The sequence below is a fragment of the Endozoicomonas sp. SCSIO W0465 genome (assembly GCF_023716865.1).
Classification (GTDB): Bacteria; Pseudomonadota; Gammaproteobacteria; order Pseudomonadales; family Endozoicomonadaceae; genus Endozoicomonas.
On the sequence record NZ_CP092417.1, the window covers coordinates 2,174,423 to 2,194,704 of the forward strand.

General features: G+C 49.9%; 16 protein-coding genes. 8 read left to right on the forward strand and 8 right to left on the reverse strand.

Annotated features, from left to right (window positions below):
* The first annotated feature begins 81 nt into the window (after positions 1-81).
* The 3 genes from ybeY (at position 82) to lnt (ending at position 3,176) form a co-directional block, all read left to right on the forward strand.
* Positions 82-555 carry an rRNA maturation RNase YbeY gene (ybeY, locus tag MJO57_RS09465; protein WP_252024823.1) on the forward strand — a complete coding sequence of 158 codons (474 nt, stop codon included), beginning with the start codon at positions 82-84 and terminating at the stop codon, positions 553-555.
* Positions 556-645: 90 nt separating this feature from the next.
* Positions 646-1,500, forward strand: a complete 855-nt coding sequence (locus MJO57_RS09470) for an HlyC/CorC family transporter (protein WP_252024824.1) — start codon at positions 646-648, stop codon at positions 1,498-1,500.
* Complete coding sequence (lnt, locus tag MJO57_RS09475) at positions 1,500-3,176, forward strand: apolipoprotein N-acyltransferase (RefSeq protein ID WP_256493263.1); 1,677 nt, start codon at positions 1,500-1,502, stop codon at positions 3,174-3,176. Before MJO57_RS09470 ends, lnt begins: the two co-directional genes overlap by 1 nt.
* 141 nt (positions 3,177-3,317) lie before the next feature.
* On the opposite strand, the gene MJO57_RS09480 is transcribed toward lnt, so the two are convergent.
* Positions 3,318-4,022: a YdcF family protein gene (locus tag MJO57_RS09480; protein WP_252026994.1), complete on the reverse strand. Its 705-nt coding sequence runs from the start codon at positions 4,020-4,022 to the stop codon at positions 3,318-3,320.
* Positions 4,023-4,408: 386 nt separating this feature from the next.
* On the opposite strand from MJO57_RS09480, the gene plsB reads away from it, so the two are divergent.
* Entirely contained in the window at positions 4,409-6,904 is a 2,496-nt protein-coding gene (gene plsB / locus MJO57_RS09485; RefSeq protein ID WP_252024828.1) for a glycerol-3-phosphate 1-O-acyltransferase PlsB, read from the forward strand.
* A gap of 86 nt (positions 6,905-6,990) precedes the next feature.
* Here the strand turns inward: plsB and MJO57_RS09490 are convergent, their stop codons facing one another.
* Positions 6,991-7,770 (reverse strand): hypothetical protein, encoded by a 780-nt coding sequence (locus tag MJO57_RS09490; protein WP_252024830.1) that lies wholly within the window; start codon positions 7,768-7,770, stop codon positions 6,991-6,993.
* A gap of 234 nt (positions 7,771-8,004) precedes the next feature.
* Positions 8,005-8,814, reverse strand: coding sequence for a class I SAM-dependent methyltransferase (locus tag MJO57_RS09495; RefSeq protein ID WP_252024832.1), 810 nt, complete (start codon positions 8,812-8,814; stop codon positions 8,005-8,007).
* A gap of 349 nt (positions 8,815-9,163) precedes the next feature.
* On the opposite strand from MJO57_RS09495, the gene MJO57_RS09500 reads away from it, so the two are divergent.
* Positions 9,164-10,306 carry a polyamine ABC transporter substrate-binding protein gene (locus MJO57_RS09500; protein ID WP_252024834.1) on the forward strand — a complete coding sequence of 381 codons (1,143 nt, stop codon included), beginning with the start codon at positions 9,164-9,166 and terminating at the stop codon, positions 10,304-10,306.
* A gap of 351 nt (positions 10,307-10,657) precedes the next feature.
* Here MJO57_RS09500 and MJO57_RS09505 read toward each other — a convergent pair whose 3' ends face one another.
* On the reverse strand, positions 10,658-11,884 hold the full coding sequence (locus MJO57_RS09505; RefSeq protein WP_252024836.1) for an FAD-binding oxidoreductase: 1,227 nt from the start codon (positions 11,882-11,884) through the stop codon (positions 10,658-10,660).
* 264 nt (positions 11,885-12,148) lie between these two features.
* Complete coding sequence (locus MJO57_RS09510; RefSeq protein ID WP_252024838.1) at positions 12,149-12,625, reverse strand: hypothetical protein; 477 nt, start codon at positions 12,623-12,625, stop codon at positions 12,149-12,151.
* A gap of 389 nt (positions 12,626-13,014) precedes the next feature.
* Between MJO57_RS09510 and MJO57_RS09515 the strand changes: the two genes are divergently transcribed.
* From MJO57_RS09515 to MJO57_RS32705, 3 genes are all read left to right on the forward strand, one after another.
* Entirely contained in the window at positions 13,015-14,349 is a 1,335-nt protein-coding gene (locus tag MJO57_RS09515) for a uracil-xanthine permease family protein (protein ID WP_252024840.1), read from the forward strand.
* 77 nt (positions 14,350-14,426) lie between these two features.
* Positions 14,427-14,834 (forward strand): hemerythrin domain-containing protein, encoded by a 408-nt coding sequence (locus tag MJO57_RS09520; RefSeq protein WP_252024842.1) that lies wholly within the window; start codon positions 14,427-14,429, stop codon positions 14,832-14,834.
* Between the two features lie 125 nt (positions 14,835-14,959).
* The gene (locus tag MJO57_RS32705) at positions 14,960-15,835 is read left to right on the forward strand and encodes an SPRY domain-containing protein (RefSeq protein ID WP_256493264.1); all 876 of its coding nucleotides are present in this window, start codon (positions 14,960-14,962) and stop codon (positions 15,833-15,835) included.
* Positions 15,836-15,951: 116 nt separating this feature from the next.
* Here the strand turns inward: MJO57_RS32705 and MJO57_RS09530 are convergent, their stop codons facing one another.
* From MJO57_RS09530 to tsaB, 3 genes are all read right to left on the reverse strand, one after another.
* Complete coding sequence (locus MJO57_RS09530; RefSeq protein WP_252024844.1) at positions 15,952-18,525, reverse strand: ZmpA/ZmpB/ZmpC family metallo-endopeptidase-related protein; 2,574 nt, start codon at positions 18,523-18,525, stop codon at positions 15,952-15,954.
* A 271-nt stretch (positions 18,526-18,796) separates the two neighbouring features.
* Complete coding sequence (locus MJO57_RS09535; protein WP_252024846.1) at positions 18,797-19,600, reverse strand: undecaprenyl-diphosphate phosphatase; 804 nt, start codon at positions 19,598-19,600, stop codon at positions 18,797-18,799.
* Positions 19,601-19,610: 10 nt separating this feature from the next.
* Entirely contained in the window at positions 19,611-20,282 is a 672-nt protein-coding gene (tsaB, locus tag MJO57_RS09540; RefSeq protein ID WP_252024848.1) for a tRNA (adenosine(37)-N6)-threonylcarbamoyltransferase complex dimerization subunit type 1 TsaB, read from the reverse strand.

Genomic DNA, 20,282 nt, shown 5'->3' on the forward strand with positions numbered 1-20,282 from the left:
CTCTCTACCGGCTAAAGGCTCTCTACCGGCTAAAGGCTCTCTACCGGCTAAAGGCTCCCCATCCCCCAAAGGCGTGCAGTAATGGCCACTGTTCATATTGATGTGATGATTAACAGCACCAGCTCACAGCTTCCTGCTCAAAATGAGTTGGAACAGTGGGCCGCTGCAGCGGTTGGCCAGCACTTTCAGGAACAGCGCCAGGAAGCTGAAATCAGCCTCCTGATCGTCGATGAAGAAGAGGGGGCTGAACTTAACCGGCAATGGCGGGGTAAGGAAGGGCCAACCAATGTACTGTCCTTTCCTGCCGATCTTCCTGCCGAACTGGAATTGCCATTACTGGGTGATTTGATTATCTGCGTCCCGGTCGTTGAACAAGAAGCTATTGAGCAGAAAAAAAGTCTCAGTTCCCACTGGGCTCATATGATGGTTCATGGCACACTTCACTTGCTTGGCTATGATCACATTGACGATCAGGAAGCCGAAGAAATGGAGTCTCTGGAGACAGAAATTCTGGCTCAGCTTGGCTATCCTGATCCCTATCGGGATAGCGAGTAAACCGGTAAGGCTCCGGGTCACCAGGAACGTGTCACATTCAGTCAACCGTCCACTTACATTCAGTGGGCACAGCCGTGAAGACAGAGGGCAATGAGCGACGACCATTCGACGGAAGATCATCCGTCACCATCATGGATGGACAAACTGACCAGTATCTTTCACCAGGACCCTAAGGACCGCCATGCGCTCCTGGGAATGCTAAGAGACGCCGGAAGCCGGGGCATGCTGGATGATGAAGCGCTGAGTATCATTGAAGGCGCTGTGCAGGTTGCGGATATGCAGGTCCGTGAAATCATGATTCCCCGCTCCCAGATGGTCTGTGTTGATGAAGACCAGAGCCCCGAAGCGTTCCTGCCCCAGGTTATTGAGTCTGCCCACTCCCGCTTTCCGGTTATTGGCGACACCAAGGATGAAGTGATTGGCATCCTGCTTGCCAAGGATCTGCTCCCCCTCCTGCTTAATAAAGCGCCCAATACGGGCAGTAAATTCAACATCAAGAACCATTTACGCCCAGCGACGTTTATTCCGGAAAGCAAACGGCTCAATGTTCTGCTCAGGGAGTTCCGCACCAACCGCAACCATATGGCCATTGTTATTGATGAGTTTGGTGGCGTTGCCGGACTGGTCACCATTGAGGACGTACTTGAACAGATTGTTGGTGATATCGAGGATGAAACCGATGTTGATGAAGATACCTTTATCAAACCGGCGGATGATCTTGAACACGCCTTTATTGTTAAAGCGTTGACGCCCATTGAAGACTTTAATGAACAGTTTGCGACCCAATTTCCGGATGATGAGTTCGATACCATTGGTGGTATCGTGATGCAGGAGTTTGGTCATATGCCAACCCGTAATGAGTCCGTGGAGATTTCCGGCTTTCGTTTTGATGTGCTGAACGCCGATGGTCGTCGGATTCGACTGCTGCGGGTAACTCCCTGCTGATGCCTGTCCGTTCATCTCTACCGGTTGTGCGATACCTGCTGTCACTGGCAGCGGGTGCAATCGTGCCACTGGGTTTCAGTCCTTTTGACGTCTGGCCGGCTCCCATGCTGGCCATTGGTATTATCTTTCTCCTGACCCGAACACTGCCCATCAAGACGGCAACCCGTTGCGGCTTTCTTTTTGGTGTCGGTATGTTTGGCGCTGGTACATCGTGGATATACGTCAGTATCCATGAGTTTGGTGCAGCTTCTCCGATGCTGGCAGGGTTACTGACCGGACTATTCGTGCTGGGTATTTCAGCCCTGATGATCATGCCGGTCTTTCTGTTGTATAGCTGGCTTAATCAACGAAAGAGTGAATCGGGTAGCCGCAGTGGACTCTATCCCTGGCAGCAGGCATTGATGTTTGCCGGTCTCTGGGTGCTGTTTGAGTGGGTCCGCAGCTGGCTGCTGACTGGCTTCCCATGGCTGTTGTCAGGCTATGCGCTTCTGGATACTCCATTGGCTGCCCTGGCGCCGGTAGTCGGAACTTACGGCTTAAGTCTGCTGATGGTCACCACAGCCTGCCTGCTGTTGGCGTTGGTTATTCCAGTAAAGCGACAGAGAATACCCAATATTATTGCGTTACTCATCGTACTTGGATGCTGGGGACTGGCATGGCCGCTGGCCAACATTCAATGGACGCAAAAAACCGGTGAACTCTCCTTTAGCGCTGTACAGGGAAATATTCCCCAGAACCTGAAGTGGGACCCTGACTATATTCACTCAACAATCAGTACTTACATTGGCCTGAGTGAAGACCAGTGGGAACGGGAGCTGATCATCTGGCCGGAAAATGCCATTCCACTGTTTTATCACCTTGTGCCGGGCCTGATGGCCCACCTGGAGAGACTGGCTCGTCAGAATAACAGCACTCTGATTCTGGGCATGCCAGTGGATGATAACTCAGGCAGTGAAACCCGTTACTTCAACAGTATTCTGTCTTTGGGGGAGGGTTCTTTACCCGCTGAGGGCTCTTTATCCGCTGAGGGCTCTTTATCCGCTGAGGGCTCTTTATCCGCTGAGGGCTCTTTATCCGCTGAGGGCTCTTTACATGCTGAGGGCTCTTTACATGCTGAGGGCTCTTCACCCAACAGACACCCGGGTCGCTATGACAAGCAGAAGCTGGTGCCATTTGGTGAGTATGTGCCCATGGAGTCCATGCTGCGAGGGTTAATTGATTTCTTTAACCTACCCATGTCTGAATTCTCCCGTGGAGACTCAGAACAGCCCTTGCTCAAGGCTGGTAAGGTAAACATTGCCCCTTATATCTGTTATGAGGTGGTCTACCCGGATTTTGCCGCGCAAATGGCTCGAGAGAGTGGACTGCTGATCACTATCAGCAATGACACCTGGTTTGGCAAATCCATTGGTCCTGTTCAGCACTTCCAGATCGCCCGAATGCGCGCACTGGAGACCGGGCGTTATATGATTCGTGCCACCAATGATGGCATTACTGCTCTGATTGATGAAAAAGGAGCGGTTGTTGAAACCATCCCACGTTTTACCAGCGGCGTGTTGTCATCGTCAGCCCAGGTTCGGGAAGGCCAGACACCATTTATGACTTTTGGCTCCTGGCCAACGCTTCTTCTTTGTCTGCTGATGGTCGTTGTGCCATTGTGCATACGAAGATACTGACCTGAAGTCTATGATCACTTCAGAGAGTGGCCACTTCAGAAACTGGTCACTTCAGAAACGACCGGATAACATCTTGGGATGATTCGGGGTTGAGATATCACCTGTGCCCGGATACAAAGATTCGGGCATTATGGGCGCCAATCAATAAACCAGCCAATACCAGATATAACCAGCGTATTCCCGCAGAGCACGCTCACTATCACTGAGGTGGCGAGCGCTGGGTAACCACCGGCTGATACGAAAAGAGTCGTTTGATGCATCAGTCAGCATACCCGGTGCCGGAATTACATAAAAACCGGCCTTTTCAAAGCTGAGAGCCGCCCTGGCCATATGCCAGCCATGAGTCACCAGTAAAACCGATTGAATAGCCTCAGGCAGCGTATCGCGAACATAAACTGCGTTTTCCCATGTCGTTGTGCTCTGTTCTTCCTGCCACCGGGTGGTGATACCGAAGTCATTTTTCAGGCTTGTCGCCATCACGCCAGCCTCAGGCCGCTTCCCTCCGCCACTGACCAGAACCGGCAGGCCAGTCTGGCGACTCAGCCAGGCGCCATAACGAAGCCGCTCAAGGGTATACATGGAAGGGCGATGCCCTGACATCTCGGGGCTTAGGCGTGGTAAACCACCACCGAGAATCACAATTGCCTGGGGCTCAACGGGTTGGATTTGTTCCGGATGAAAGGCTGGATAGCGCTTATCAAGGCTTCGAATAAGAAGCGATGCAACCGGCTGGGTAGAGAATAAATAAAGAATAATCAGTGCCAGCCAGGCAGCCGACGGCTTGACAATCAATCCCGTTATGATCAACCAGATAAGTAACATGAGAATTAACATGACAATTAACACGACAAGCAACAGAACATCCCTGATATACAGTTTTTCGACCTGCTACTGTCAGCAATTCTAACCAGAAGATGAGCATTTGGGTGTATTTTATTAACACCATGATAGTGAATGGTCTACGTTCACCAATCGTCATCGTAACAAAATCCAATGCCTAAAAGTAATAACCATCAGGAACCCTGAAAAATAGGCCAACAATCTCAGTAACCAATCTCAGTAACTTTTGCGTAACACTACGTAATCAGGCTAGAATGCCCGGCTCAAGTCACTATCAACTTGAGAGCTACGATATAATCTCAAGCCAGAGGCCTGCTGCCGGTTCATCGGAGTCAGTCTTCTGTACATTTCTTGTCTCCTTTACTAACGGATGCAGGCCAAGAGCCAGTTCCATGCTGAAGCCCATTACCCTGAATCGCTATGTTTTTCATAGCCTGAGAAAACTCCTTTCTACGTGGGTCCGTACCACGGTTGAAAACAATAACCCGGAAGCGTTGCATCTGCAGACCGGAAAGCCTGTTGTCTATGTTATGCATCAACGCTCTCTGACCGATTTGATGGTTCTGGAGAGTGAGTGTATAAAAGCAGGCCTGCCCCGGCCTTACCAGCCCATTGACGCTGATCACCCGCAAAGTAAAGCGCACTTCTTTCTTAGCCAGTACGAAGGCCTGATTCTCCAGCGAGAGCGGCCAGAACCACCAGAGCTGCTTGAAGAACTGGTCAGACAGGTTGAAGAAAAGCATCAGGATGTCCAGCTGGTTCCCGTTACCATTCTCTGGGGACGCTCTCCTGAAAAGGAAAAGTCGGCTTTTAAGCTGCTGTTTGACTGGAACTTCAGCCTGGGTGGTCGTTTCCGGAAGTTTCTGGCAACGCTGCTTCACGGTCGACAGACCATGGTGTATTTCAGCCCTGCCTTGTCATTGCAGGAAATCATCAGTGACAGTAACAACCATGCCCGCAGTGTACGCAAGGTAAACCGTATTCTCCGCGTCCATTTCCGCCAGAAAAAAGCGTCGGTTTTGGGACCGGATCTGTCTCACCGTCGCATGCTGGTCAACAGCCTGATTCATACGCCCAGAATTCAGAAAGCCATCGCTGCGGAGGCTGCGGCTCAGGAAATTACGCTGGTAGAAGCCGAGGCAAAAGCCCGGAAGTATGCCAATGAGATCGCTTCTGACTTCTCCATGCCCGTCATCCGTTTCCTGGATATTATCCTGACCTGGTTCTGGAACAAGCTATACAGCGGCGTAAAGGTCAATCATATCGAGCCACTGAAGGAGCTGGCGCAGAGCCATACGATTGTTTATGTGCCCTGCCACCGAAGCCATATCGATTACCTGCTGTTGTCGTATGTTCTGTACTATGAAGGTTTGCCGCCTCCCCATATTGCCGCAGGCATTAACCTGAATATGCCGGTTGTTGGAACCATTCTGCGCAAAAGTGGTGCCTTCTTCATGCGCAGAACGTTCCGTGGCAACCCGCTCTACAGCGTGGTATTCCACGAATATATGTACACACTGACCAGCAAAGGGTTCGCGACCGAGTATTTTATCGAAGGCGGACGCTCCAGAACCGGTCGCACCCTGACACCGAAAACCGGCATGCTCTCCATCACCGTCCGCAGTTTCCTGCGTAATAATCGCAAGCCTCTGGCCTTTGTACCGGTCTATATCGGTTATGAAAAGCTGCTGGAAATGGCCAGTTATCTGGGCGAGCTCAGAGGTGAAACCAAGAAAAGTGAATCGCCCCTGGATATCGTTCGCACACTGGCGGCTCTGAGGAATGAGTTTGGCAAGGCATGGATCACCTTCGGTGAGCCTGTAGACTTGGCCCCGTTCCTGAGTTTGCAGGTGCCCAACTGGAAAGAGAGTTCTGGTACCGACGATAAACCGGAGTGGCTGGTAAAAACGACGTTGAGCCTGGGTGATATGCTGGCAGGCAGAATCAACTCTGCTGCGGTCATCAATCCGGTAAATCTGGTTGCCATTGCCCTTCTCTCTTCTCCGAGGCATGCGCTGGGTGAGGAGGAGCTGATTCGACAACTGGACGGTTATACTCGTCTTCTGTTCATGGTTCCCTACAGTGACCGGACTGTGATGACCGATCTGGATGCTCGTAGCATGATCCACTATGTGGAAAACCTGCAGCTGTGCCAGAGAAAAACCGATGCGCTGGGCGATATCATCAGCATGGATGAGAAAACAGCCATTTCCATGACCTACTATCGCAATAATGTGCTGCATACTTTTGCTATCCCGTCCCTGATCAGCTGCTTTTTTGTGAACAGCGGCAGCATTACCAGGAAAGAGATTTTGCGTATCAGTGCGGTTCTCTACCCTTACCTTCAGGCCGAGCTGTTCCTGCAGTGGACTCAGCATGAAGCACTGGCTGTGGTGCAGAAATGGCTGGACTGTCTGGTTGCAGAAGGGCTGATCACACAGGGCAGGGATAATGATGGCGAAGCGTGTTATTTCCAGCCGGACCCATCCACCTATGAATACATTATGCTAAATGTTTTTTCGCGCTCAATTGTCCAGACACTGGAACGCTTCTACATGGTTATCAGCCTGCTCCTTCGAAATGGCAGTGGTAATATTGAAGCAGAAGCCCTGGAGCATCAGAGTGAGGTACTGGCACAGCGCCTGTCGATTATTCACGGCCTTAACGCGCCGGAGTTTTTTGATAAATCACTGTTCCGGGGCTTTATTGCCCAGATGCGCTATCACGGTGTACTGGAGATTACTCAAACCAATAAACTGGTGTTTGGTGATAACATTCAGAAGGTGGCAGACCAGGCCCACTCTCTATTGACCACCGAAATCCGGCACAGTATTGATCAGACGGCTCATTATAACACGGGTACCATTGTCAGCGGGAAACAGCCATAAGCCCGAGACACCGCTCTGAGCGTATGCTGAAAAGGACATCAGGATCCGGATTTGTATCCTCGTGAAGTTCAGTTTGAGCAGGCTTATTATCTGTTCATGTCTTTCAGGATATCAAGAACACTGGCAACTTGCTTTGAACGCAGGCCTTTGTAATGGGACACACCGTGGTTTTGCCCGCCAGCCCTTGGTAAACTGCCGGACTCATGGATAGGAAACAGCTGGCGCAATTGACCCAGGTCGTTCTCGTTCAGTGCTTTTTCCAGCTGATTTCTGATGGAGAGGCTGGCACCGGCAGGTGCAAGCTGCTGCCAGTCAGTCAAATATTGGTGGAGTTTCCGGTGTTGTTCAAGATTCAAATACCTTGAGCGATGCCCATCCGCGTTTTTTATTGAACGTGCCGAATGGAGGGCATCAATTAAAACCTGTTCAATAGCAATGATAATATCAAGGTGAGCCTGGCAATCAGCAGAGTTCATAGTGGAAAATATTAACTGATATGAACTGAACGGAGCAGTACGCGAACTGTTTTCATGCTTCTTATTTCGAAGCTCTAAACTCTCACTTTTTGTCTTGGATGGGATGTGCTTTCTCTTTTTTCTATTTTTTGTTTTTTGTCCGGCTTCATCCCGGGGGCTGAGAAACCGCTCTGTCCTTTTATCAACAATTGCGCCCTGAATGACAGAATCCTCTCTGCTTGATTCGCAGCCGGAATCCATGGGGTGTGTTTTTTGCAGATAGGGATCGATGGAGACAGGCAATACCGAGCGTGAACCCCACAGGCTCTGCTCATGCCGTTGATCAGGAATAACATCAGCGTCCTCTGAATGAAAACCAATCTGACCACTTTCCCTGTTCAAACCATCCATATGTCACTCCCCCGGTATTTATTTCTACCTCTTTTTACGAGATCAATAGTGATATAACGCCATGATTATCCTGATTGAATGTTCCACAGGCATCGATTGAGCATCCATCAGATTATCCGATAATTGACCTGTTATATCGACCAGCTATTTGATTTATTCAGAGAGTCAATGATTAATGGACGAAACTGACAGGCAATCAATGTGATACAGTCATCGATTTGCTCTTGATAATGATCACCCCAGCTGACCCGAACAGCATCGGGAAGTGGCATCAAAGGCCTTGATGGTATGGATATCATAACGACAGGACTTGCCTTCCAGTCGGTAAGTGGGTGTCTGGCCATTCAGATCGGGTGCCAATCTTGGCCTTTTCACCACAACACGGTATCTGGCAATAGCCAGGGCCGGTTCCAGTAGCTGATCCGCATCCGGGTCATTGCCCAGTAGATCCTGAAACAGCCGCATCTCTTTTTTGACCAAGGCTGATTTTTCCCGGTGGGGAAACATTGGGTCCAGATAAACAACGTCGTATTTATTGTCCGATGCCTTCATCAGCTCAATGGCATTACCCTGCAAAAGAGACATCTGTTCTGCGATGGCAGAAACATCACTGTCTTCAAGCGCCCGGCGCAAACCATCTTCCAGAAGGGCAGCCACAACAGGCGACCGTTCAATCATCGTGACATTGCATCCCAGGCTGGCCAGAACAAACGCATCCCGTCCCAGCCCACCGGTTGCATCGAGCACCGATGGTTTGACACCTTTGTTCAGTCCGACTGCCCGGGCAATATCCTGTCCCTTTCCACCACCAAATTTGCGTCGATGCCCCGCCTTTCCGCCAACAAAATCAACAACAATCGGTTTCTCTTTGGATCCTGCACGCTGAACGGCCAGTTCTCCGGATGCATCAAAAGCCACCAAAGCCCCTTCATTTACGTTTTGAAGGCTCTGACTAAAATCGGTATGCAGTTGAATCGCAAGGCTTTCGAGCAAAGGCTGAATCGCGGGGTGATCTGAAGCAAGAACAAATAGCTGGATAGACATCAGTGCATAGAAAATGAGCCATGAGGGTGGCAGAATCTACCATCCCCAAAGCTGCAGTTGCAACGTTTGCCCATCAACGATTATATACCCATGAAAACCCCGGAATATCCCTGAATCAGGTTCAGGCTTACGCCCATTGGTTTTTACCACTATTGTGAAAGGCAACAATGGATTTCGTATAGCCATGTTGCTATTCTCCGCGGCTTCGTTTTCATCAACCTGATGACTGGGGGTGTAGCGACTCCGTTGAGTCACTACTGATTATTGAAAAAATGCCATCGACGAGTACCTGGCTCCAACGGATATGAGCATCAGGCTTCTCACCAATGGTTTGCTGTAAGGATTCACCATGATCAGACGTCTGGGGAAATCTGTTTCCACTCATGCCGCCACGCTGGTAATGGCAGCGGTTACCGCCTCTTCGCTCGCCACCGCGCCTGCATTTGCCAAAACGGCCAATGAAACGCAAAGGACGCTCAATATCTATAATTGGTCGGATTATATCGCCGAAGACACCATAGCCAACTTTGAGAAAGAGACGGGCATCAAGGTGAATTACGATGTTTTTGACAGTAATGAAGTGCTGGAAGCTAAATTGCTGTCAGGAAAAACAGGCTACGATATTGTGGCGCCTTCAGCAGACTTTCTGCTTCACCAGATCAAAGCCGGTGTATACCAGCCGCTGGATAAAAAGAAGCTGTCCAACTGGAAGCACCTGGACACTGAGTTGATGACATTGATGGAAACCTACGATCCGAATAACCAGTTCTCATTTTCCTATCTGTGGGGGACCACTGGCATAGGCTATAACCCCGATCTGGTCAAAAAACACCTGGGGGAAGATGCCCCCGTCAATAGCTGGAGTCTGATCTTTGATGAGAAGAATATCAGCAAGCTCAGTCAGTGTGGTGTAGCTTTCCTGAGTGCGCCTACCGAAGTGATTCCTGCAGCCCTGAGCTATCTTGGCCTTGATCCAAACTCAACCAATAGAGCCGATTATGCCAAAGCCGAAGCGTTGCTGATGAAAGTTCGCCCCTATGTCACATACTTCCACTCTTCACGCTCAACTTCCGACCTGGCGAATGGTGATATCTGTGTTGCCATGGGCTGGTCCGGTGATGTTCTTCAGGCTGCAGATCGTGCTGCTGAAGCTGACAATGGGGTCACTGTGAAGTATGTGATCCCTGACGAAGGGGCTGGACTGTGGTTTGATACGGTAGCCATTCCCAAGGATGCTAAAAGCCCTGAGGAAGCCCACATGTTTCTGAACTACCTGCTGCGTCCGGACGTCATTGCCAACATCACTGACTATGTAGCTTATGCCAACCCGAATAAATCCGCCACAACGCTGGTAGATAAAGAGATCAGTGACAATCCGGGCATCTATCCAACCGATGAAGCCAGAGAAAGACTGTTCGTCTTTGAGGTTTTACCTGCCAAAATTAACCGTCAGGTTAACCGACTGTTTACCAAACTGACATCGGGTCAGTAAAGGATTCAGGGATAAGGGCAAGTGTACTCTTCCTTATCCCTGAAATATCAGAGCATTGATATGATGGACCTGAACACTGATCCTGAGATGCCTGCATAGTCTGTTAGAAAGAAGCCAAAGCCCCAGTTAATAATTGCGCTCACGGAAAACCTCCAGTTGATGAGAACCAATAAAAAATGGCTTTACCCGCAAGTAGACAAAAGAACATCCATTATGTTCACTTAAACATCACAATTATTTCGCATTAGCTAACAAAAAAACGATGATTGACGTATAAGTTGACGTATAAATAGTGCAGAAAATCGCTAATACCCATGCAGACACTCTTCGTTCTCACACTTTCAGGCCCGCTCAGGCACCGAGGGAGTCTTCAAGCTCTGCTTTCCATATGGCCATGGCCAGTGCCGGCACACGAAGGACTTTCGGGGTCGGTATCCACTTGTGGCGAATACGGGAGAACACGTCAAACCGCTCAGACATGCCCGCCATCGCTTCAGCAACCACTCGACCAGCAATATTGGTCAGTGCGACACCATGCCCCGTGTAGCCATGTGCCGTATAAATATCGTGACCCAGGTGCTCAATATGCGGCATGTATTCCCGGGTAACGGCAAACAAACCACCCCAGTGGTACTCCATTTTGATATCATTGAGCTGTGGAAATACCTTCAGCATCCGCTGGCGCAGGCGCTCTTTGGAGTCACTGTATTCACCATTGAACGGGTGATTAACGCCACCAAACAGAATTCGGCCATCGGCGGTAGGCCGGAAATAGTCGAGACTGTTGTTTAAGTCTGACATGGCCATTTTATTGGTAATGGGCTGTCGGTCTCCCAGTTGCTCGGTAACAGCAATGTATGAGGCCACCGGCAATACTTTGCTTTCTGCTTTCCGGTTAAGGCCGTCGATGTAAGCATTACAGGCCAGAAGCACCTGCTTTGCTTTCACACTCCCTTGCTCTGTCATTATCCGGTTCGGACTGCCTTTGACCAGTTTGATCGCCTTGCTCTGTTCGAATACGCGTGCACCCAGATCAATTGCTGCGCGGGCCAGACCCAGGGTGTAGTTGAGGGGATGCATATGGCCGCTGTTGGTGTCGAACAGCCCACCCAGGTATTTTTCGGTTGAGGTCACTTTCCTGATCTGGTCACGATCCCACCAGGTGACGCTGGGGTAGTCATAGCGGGTCTGTTTCAGCTCCAGCCAGGATTTCAGCTCTTTCTCCTGGCTTGGCTTGATGGCCAGCTCGATATAGTTCTGCTGGAAATCACAGTCGATATTGAATTCATGGATACGCTCACGAACAATATCCAGAGATTCACAGGAGAGATCCCACAGCTGTTTGCCCCATTGCGGGCCAAAGGTTTCATCCACCTCACGTAGCCCCAGACAGAAACCTGCCAGACACTGTCCACCATTTCGCCCGGAAGCGGCCCAGGATATACGGGCGGATTCCAGCAACACCACGTCAAAGCCACACTTGCGCAGTTCAATGGCAGCATTAAAACCAGTCATGCCGCCACCGATGATGCAGACATCCGCCGTAATGTCTCCGGTCAGGGTCGGCTGCAATGGCAATGAATGCCCGGTTTCCTGATAATAAGAATTGATATACTCGCCTACTTGGCTCATTCCAAATTGCTCGCTTATTTCACAACAGCTGTCAATCAATTAATGCAGAGTCCCTGAGCGATGCAACCAGCCATCATAAATCACCAATCACTGCCAGTCTCTGATCCTGCACTATGGCTTCTCATATCATCAGCCATAAACGGCGTGGATTATCCGGTGGATATCGGGGGCAGGCAATAAGTACCCAACCATATGGTAATCGCCTCGCTGTCAGTAGCGAGGAACCACATTGGCATGATTACCGCTGACATTGATTTGCACCTGCTCTCCGGGGCCGAACATCATATCGGGATCGGCTGCCTGAACAATGGAAATCACCTGGCCATCTTCAAGACGAATGGTCAGGTTAACGCCATTGCGCTGGCCAAGATCCTCTGAAGCTTTACTACCGACATAGCCGCCTAACAAGGTGCCGCCAATCGCCCCAAGCGCCGAACCACCGCCATGGCCAATCTCGGAGCCGAGAATGCCCCCGATGGCTACACCTGCGATAGTACCAATCGTATTCGTCTGGGTTGAGGCATCAATAGTGACAGGCTCTACCTTGAGTACGGTGCCGTAATACACCTGTTGTATGGTTTGCACATCACCTGCACCGTAGTTGTCCCCATAGGGATTTGGAGAGCTACATCCCCCCAGAGTAATCAGCAAAAACACTAGTAAAGTAGTCAAATTCAGCTTCTTCATGACAAGCTCCTGACGACAATTACTATTCAATTTAGTATAGATGTACAACGGTTGTCTGTTTTTTAGTCGCTGATGATTTACATGCTGTTTATGGATTATGGATTATGGATTATGGATTATGGATTATGGATAAAAAGACATCACAACATCAAAATCTAATCATTAAGTTTTGCTTCTGTGATTTAAATCAAGACAACAAATCCAACCCGGACTTTAAATAGTCACAATCTGATAGATACAACAACTTTGATTACAACCATTACAGTGCTGCTTTTTACCGTATTCGATCTTGTTTAGCCCGTTCAACCCGTTTTCAGAAAATTCAGTTTCACGATTAATAATTACACACTGCAGTTATAAGCATCAGCAATGCTTTAACGGAGGAAACGATGGAGCTTTACTACAAACTTGATGACCGCCCCCCACTGGCCAAGTGTCTGATACTGGGGCTGCAGCACTTGCTATCAGCGCTTCCGGGAATCATTGGTGCTCCATTGGTTATTGCTTCTGTGCTGGGCTTCTCTGTTCAGGAAACCATCATTCTGGTGAACGCTTCTCTACTGATGTCCGGCCTGGGCAGTATTGTTCAGGCAACAGGTATGGGTAAATACAACCTGGGGGCGAAGCTTCCTGTGGTTCAGGGCACCAGCTTTGCCTTTGTTGGTGTCGCCATCTCCATCGGTTTCCAGTACGGGTTTGCGGCAGTGATTGGCGCAACCATTGCCGGTGGTCTTTTCGAAATCCTGCTCAGTTTTATCATGCCCCAGGTGAGAAAGCTGTTTCCTCCCGTCGTGACGGGTACGGTTGTCTGTCTGATCGGTATGACCATATTCCCGGTTGCGGTGGATTGGCTGGGTGGTGGCCAGGGTGCTGACGATTATGGCAGCCTGCTGAACCTCGGTGTGGGTATGGCAGTTTTTGCGGTGGTGGTGGTGCTCAACCAGTGGTTCAAGGGCTTTATTTCTGCCGCCGCCATTATCATCGGTTTAACCGTTGGTTATGTACTTTGGTTTGCCCTGGGGCGGCTGGATCTGACCAGTGTTGCCGGGGCCGCGATGATCGCCATTCCCAATCCGCTGCACTTTGGCGTTGAGTTTCATGCCGGGGCTATCATTGCCATGTGTGTTGCCTATATCGTCTCTATGGTTGAGTCTACCGGTGACTATCTCGCCCTCGCCAATTATTGCGATACCCGCCTTGACAGTAAAAGGCTGAGCGCGGGTATCCGCTGGGAAGGACTGAACAGTATTATGGCCGGCTTATTCAATTGCACCGCAACAACATCATTCAGCCAAAATATTGGTGTGGTAGGCGTTACCGGTGTCGCCAGCCGTTATGTGGTCATGGCTGCCGGGGGCATTCTGGTGGCTGCAGGGCTTCTGCCCAAACTGGGTGCATTGATTGCCAGCGTTCCCCAACCGGTCATTGGTGGAGCCGGACTCATCATGTTCGGCATGATTCTGGCTGGTGGTATCGGCATCATTAAAACCATTGATTTCTCCCGCCGAAACACCATGGTGCTTACCCTCGGGGTTGCTGCCGGTCTGGCAGTTACTTATCGTCCGGAAATCGTGGGTCAGCTGCCAGCCGCACTTAAGACAGTCGTGGGCAACGGCATTGCCCTGGGTGCCATTGTCACCGTACTGGCCAACCTTATTCTGCCCGGACAGCGCATGGAAGTAGAAGAAGAGCCGGAGGGTGAGCCAGCTACTCAAAATGGTTAATTATTAGTAATTTGAGACATATGTAAGAATCACGTCCTAAACTTTTAGAAATCGTTCTGTTCAGGGAGTGAACACGTATGTCTCAGTTGATTCAGGAATTCAAAAGCGAACACTTGCAAATCAGTGACTTGCTTTTACGAGCTCGCGAAATGGGGGTTGGTAACCAACAGGGTCGGGATTTGATATTTTCTGCCAAAAAAATGTTACTGGCCCATTTAAACAAAGAAGACAAGTACCTTTATCCTGTATTGAGAGAAGCCGCTGAGAACGATGAAAGTTTGAGGTCCACCCTGACTGACTATGCGCTGGATATGGATAAGATTTCTGCTGATGTGATGGCCTTTTTCACCCTGTATGAAAATGGTGATAATACCGTTGAACACTTTCAACAGGATTGCAATAACATCATCAAGGCGCTTAGTAAACGGATTACCAGGGAAGAGGCAGTTCTCTACAAGACCTACGATCAGATCACCGGCAACTGATCTGGCCACTCCGATCCCTTCTGAAAACCGTCAGGGCTGATTTTTTTTCAGCCTGTCGGAACTCAATCACTGCATAATTGTCATATCTGTCAGTTTTATAAAAGAGTGGCATTGTCTGGTCCGTTATGTCTGATCCTGTACTTAACGCTAGCGGCTCACAGTCCATCAGCCATGTCAGCACAAGGCGATCTGATAACTCTTTGTGCTCTCGTATCGCAAGATATTTGGCCTCATTCGTGCCTTGTTTCGGTCGTTCGATCAGGGTTGTCGATGAATCAGCACAACAGCAATTACCGAGGTCATACACCTGCTTAAGGTCGCGCGAACTTCGTTACGAACAAGAACCCGACTCAAGGAAAGCCTTGTGGTCCCAAGTACATCACAGCCCTAACATAATAATTAATCAAGACGCCAGAAGTTTATTCAGGCGTCCAACCTTACAACTGACCGATCTTGCACTTTCAGAACTCCATATTGCCCAGGGTATTCATATCTTCGAAATCCTATGGCCTAAACACATGCGAGGTACCCACGCAGTGCTTGGAGTGGCAATGACAGATACTATGAAACAGTCTGTTGGGTATGTCAGTCTTCTTGGAATGGACCATAAATCATGGGGCTGGGATATAACCAGAAACAAATTACTTCATAATAATTCATTGGCAGTGACGTATCCAAAAGGCTCAATAGACTACATAGCTCCGGATAGAATACGCTGCATCCTGAATATGGATACGGGAGTCCTGGGATTTGAGACAGAGGGAAACTACCTTGGCGACGCGTTTACCGACCTGAAGGGAAAACAATTGCATATCGCGGTTTCTACCGTTTTCGGGAGGGCACAAATCGGCATTCAGTATATTTCTGGTATTGACAGGCCTGAGCCATTGGCGCTGCAAAAAATAACCAAGCGGGCCATCAGAGACACGCTTCATGATGTTAAACAGGTTAGCCAGCTCCCTTTGCCAAGATCATTAAGGGCTTTCCTATTGAATGAGTAGTCCAATGCCACTGTCGTTTTTACGAAGTTTAGTGTCCAGGGACACCCTTATTTTCAGGTCGGATGAGCAGGAAATATATGGGTGTCTCATTTCTTCTTCTGACTTAATTGAAAAGACTACTTCCTGTGCTGTTTGTGTACGTTAAGGGTTTTTGGAGGTAGAGCAATAGACAGTGGTGACCATTCAGTTTCATCACAGCTCTTTTCGTTGGCTTCACCATCACTACTCTTGCCATAGGCCTTTTCATCGTCCTCACTATCGCGCGAGGGGAGTGATACCCGCAGTTGCCACTTGGCGTCGGCTACTTTTTCTGCAAATTCGTTACTGTTATTCTCTGGCCGCCCATCCTCCGGGAAAGTAATTGGTCGTCTATGCTCCTCATGGGCAGGTGTCTCTCCTGTAAATAGCAGGTTAAAGCCATAACGCACATTGCTTCTTGAAGGCTCAGTTGGCTCCTGGACAGGTATTGGCCGCAGGTTGTTCAATTCGATCATTTCAGCGGGCCGTTCATGCTGATTTTGTCGTTTTCTTCTCAGGCAGAAGACTGCCAGTACGGTGATCGCCATAGCAGCCACAGCAACTGTCAGGGTTGGTATCAGGTATAGGGAAATATTGGTTGATTTAAAGATTCCGTTGGTGGAATCCGGGACTGTTGCTGCTGTGGCCGAAGGGGTAATCCCGTTGCGGGCAGGGAGCGTGGAAACAATACTGGTGGTGGCCCGGGGGGAGGGCGGGGTATGAACACCGGCAGTGCTGTAGGGGGCTATTGCCGTGGTACTGTTTGACACAATGGCAGAACTGAAGGCATTAGACGACGATGGTATTATTTCTGATGACCCGGCGGTCACCTGACGGTCAACAGTGGTGCCTGCTGGCACAGTGGTAAGTGTGGTCACTGTTGTGGGTAATGTGGTTAAGGCTACCGGGGGTGTCGAGGTGTTGATGGCTGGTGGGAGTGAAGAAGTAGTGTCCTGCGGACATGGGTCATGACGCAGTGATGAGCCATTTTTAAAGCCTTCCAGATCAATGCAATCACAATGGGAAGGTGTGAATAACCGGTCATTAATGGTGACGTTACAGGCAATAGTCCCTTTTACATTGGCCCCTGCACAACCGGCTATGCCTGCACTGGTGTCGATACAGGCATAGGCGTCACCTTTAACCTGTGCAGTGCTGTTGAACACGGTCGTATCGATAACCGCTGCACCTGTGGTGAACCCTGCACCAAATCCCACATGGGCCCTCCAGCGCTCGGTGGTGATACTGCACTGATTGACCTTGGTATCCGATAATATGGCACCATGTGATGCATCACCGGCACCGACACCTGCGTAACTCCTGTCACCATGGGTATGGATAAAACATCTTGTTGCTTTCAGGTTCTCCAGCCTGGTGCCACTCCCCATTTGACCGACACCAATGCCAGCAAACGCGTCCATTCCGTCCTTGCTAACGTCAACATTGACATCATTGCCGGTTGTAACATTGCACTTTACGCTGACCTGGTTATAGATGCTGCTGCCGGACTCCATGATTCCTGCCCCGATAGCGCCATGAGAACTCTCACCGCTGGTTGAGACTGCACACTTTCTGGCGTCCAGGTTGCGAATGGTGCTTTGATGGTGCATTTGTGCTGAACCAATCGCAGCCTTGGAGTGAAAGCCTGTTGTTGAGACGTTGCTCGCCCTTGCGGTCAAACCCAGTATTTTGCTGTCTTTCTCCATATATCCAACACCAATGGCCGCAGGTGACCGACTGCCTGATGATGAAACCTGGCATTTCCCGGCATACAGATTGCTGATGCTGCTTTGAACTATGTCAGCAACACCAATGGCCGCATAGGTGCTATTACCTGTGGTGGAAACGTTGCATCCAGTGACATCCAGATTCTCTATTTTACTGAATTCCGTTACTTTGCCTGCACCAATGGCTGCATGGCTTATGCTGCCACTGGTGTGGATTACGCTGTCTTTTACCGTGATATTGGCAATACGACCATGATTCTTTAAGTTACAGGCAACCACTGCGGCTAATTCGTCATGATGTGTTTTGGTGATATTGGCTTTTTTCAATTTCAGATTGGCCACCGTACCATCGTTGACCGTACCGAATAAACAGTCACTCAAGCCAGTAATTATTTTGTTATTGCCATCGTATGTGCCGGTAAATGGACGATCGTCGTTGCCTATGGGTGTCAGTTTTCTGCCCGCAGCACTGATCCGGGCCGTTTGTTGATAATTGCCATCGAGCCTTAAGGAATCATTTTTACCAATCTGCGCAAGTGTCTCAAAGTCAGGCACATCAATTTTTTTGGCGGTGGCACCCGGTAATAGTGAAGTACCAGCCAGGGCAAGAGGACCGGATAGATAGGGGGCAACGTGCCGCAGTGCCCACAGGCACTCACCTGCCGGGATCACTGACTTGGCCAGGCACATTGCCGTATCGGCTATTTCCCACCAGTCAGGCTTGGTCAGTGTCACAGGCCAATTAGTGTCAATAATCAGTTTGCCCCGTTCATCAACATCACAGATGGGTGGCAGTGTCAGACAATACGTTTTGATGATATTTGCCAGGGTTATTATATGACCACGATAGTTTGTCGATGTGACAGTGCTGGCAAATGGTTGCTTCGATGATGTTGGTGGGATCTCTGTCAATGGCTCCCTGGCGGTGTTTACCGAGTTCTGCATGGATTTAATCCCGATAGAGTCGTTGATAGGGTTATAGTCAACCCTTCGGGGTTTGGCAGGAAATTTGAGTGATGGCTGAAATTTTTGATGAATACCTGTGGGATGAGATAGCCCATGGGCATCCAGTTGTCGTCATTGGTGGATGGCGCATACAGTCATGATCAGGTAACCCGGCTGTTGTCCCGTAACCACTTCGACAGCAGAACACTCTGGCAATAGCTAAAGCCTGTCGTCAGGCAAGTAGAGCAGGACGATGGCGTACTCATTGCTGTCATACCAGAACCAATCCAAGCAGTACCACACCCAGAATCATCCGGTAGATGACGAATGGCATAAGCCCGATACGGTTGATAAATGCCAGGAAGTAATGTACACAGAACCAGGCACTGACAGCAGAAACTAAAGTACCAAGCGATAGTGTCTGCCAGTTCACAGGGACAGTACTTTTTGCCAGATCCAGCATCAACAGACTGCCAGCGCCCAGAATCACCGGAATCGAGAGCAGGAAGGAAAACCGGGCAGCGGCATCACGGGTAAAGCCCATCATCAGGGCGGCAGTCATGGTAATGCCTGAGCGAGATGTGCCTGGTATCAGTGCCAGTGCCTGGGCCAAGCCAATCAATATCGCCTGCTTGAAAGACATCTGCTCCAGGGGTTGAATGCGCTTGCCTTTAAGGTCTGCCCACCCCAGTAAGGCACCAAAAATCAGGGTGGTACCGGCAATAATGGCAACGGTGCGCATGGCTTCATCCAGCCCCATTTTTTTCAGGGCCAGACCAAACACCACCGCTGGCAGTGTGGCAAAAATCAGATACCAGCCAAGCCGACTGTTAAAGGTCGAGCCTTTTCCAACCAGGGAACCCAACCAGTCTCTGGCAATGGCAAAGAGGTCTTTCCAGAAATAAGCAATGACTGCAGCCAGCGTACCAATATGCACCGCGACATCAAATGCCAACCCCTGGTCCGTCCAGCCAAGCAGCTGGGCAGGGAGAATCAAATGCCCCGAACTGGAGATGGGAAGAAATTCGGTAATGCCCTGAATGAGCGCGAGGATAACGGTCTGTAGGGTATCCATGATGATCCTTTTAACGTTCTGATTTTTTCAGCGCCACCTTATCCCGGAGATAAACCGGCATGGCCTGTTCCGCAGGCAGCACTTTACCCTGTTTAACGTCGGCAGCAGCCAGCAGGGCTATATCCCGGGCATGGGGCCAGGCGTCAATCTGACAATCAACCACGGTGGCAGACAGCCGGTCTCTGAAAGCCCAGCCAGTACCCATACCAAACCAGTATCCTTCCATCTCCGGTACCACAACATTTTCTGGCACAGTCACTATTTCCGAAGCAACTGGCACCATTAGGCCATCCGACTCGGAAAATGCCCCCCAGTAGACCTCATCCATTCTGGCGTCGATAGCGCTCAACACTTTTGCTGCCTTGTGCTTCCTGAGTCCCTGCTGAGCCAAAGCAGCCAGCGTCGAGATCGGAATTACCGGAAGATCAACCGCAAACGCCAACCCCTGAACCATGGCGGTAGCCACCCTGAGCCCGGTAAATGCCCCCGGCCCCCGACCAAAAGCTACAGCATCGAGCTGTTTAAGGCTTAAACCGGCCTGAGCCAGAATGTCCTCAACCATTGGCAGTAGATCACGGCTGTGTCGACGGGGAGTCAGCTCAAAGCGTTCGATCACTTCGCCATCCAGGTTAAGGGCAACAGAACAGGCTTCTGTTGAGGTATCAAGAGCAAGCAGTTTCAT

Bases quoted from the DNA above. Each gene is read 5' to 3' on its own strand.
- ybeY (WP_252024823.1), top strand. From the start codon at position 82: ATGGCCACTGTTCATATTGATGTGATGATTAACAGCACCAGCTCACAG.
- MJO57_RS09470 (WP_252024824.1), top strand. From the start codon at position 646: ATGAGCGACGACCATTCGACGGAAGATCATCCGTCACCATCATGGATG.
- lnt (WP_256493263.1), top strand. From the start codon at position 1,500: ATGCCTGTCCGTTCATCTCTACCGGTTGTGCGATACCTGCTGTCACTG.
- plsB (WP_252024828.1), top strand. From the start codon at position 4,409: ATGCTGAAGCCCATTACCCTGAATCGCTATGTTTTTCATAGCCTGAGA.
- MJO57_RS09490 (WP_252024830.1), bottom strand. From the start codon at position 7,770: ATGGATGGTTTGAACAGGGAAAGTGGTCAGATTGGTTTTCATTCAGAG.
- MJO57_RS09495 (WP_252024832.1), bottom strand. From the start codon at position 8,814: ATGTCTATCCAGCTATTTGTTCTTGCTTCAGATCACCCCGCGATTCAG.
- MJO57_RS09500 (WP_252024834.1), top strand. From the start codon at position 9,164: ATGATCAGACGTCTGGGGAAATCTGTTTCCACTCATGCCGCCACGCTG.
- MJO57_RS09510 (WP_252024838.1), bottom strand. From the start codon at position 12,625: ATGAAGAAGCTGAATTTGACTACTTTACTAGTGTTTTTGCTGATTACT.
- MJO57_RS09515 (WP_252024840.1), top strand. From the start codon at position 13,015: ATGGAGCTTTACTACAAACTTGATGACCGCCCCCCACTGGCCAAGTGT.
- MJO57_RS09520 (WP_252024842.1), top strand. From the start codon at position 14,427: ATGTCTCAGTTGATTCAGGAATTCAAAAGCGAACACTTGCAAATCAGT.
- MJO57_RS32705 (WP_256493264.1), top strand. From the start codon at position 14,960: ATGTCTGATCCTGTACTTAACGCTAGCGGCTCACAGTCCATCAGCCAT.
- MJO57_RS09530 (WP_252024844.1), bottom strand. From the start codon at position 18,525: ATGCAGAACTCGGTAAACACCGCCAGGGAGCCATTGACAGAGATCCCA.
- MJO57_RS09535 (WP_252024846.1), bottom strand. From the start codon at position 19,600: ATGGATACCCTACAGACCGTTATCCTCGCGCTCATTCAGGGCATTACC.
- tsaB (WP_252024848.1), bottom strand. From the start codon at position 20,282: ATGAAACTGCTTGCTCTTGATACCTCAACAGAAGCCTGTTCTGTTGCC.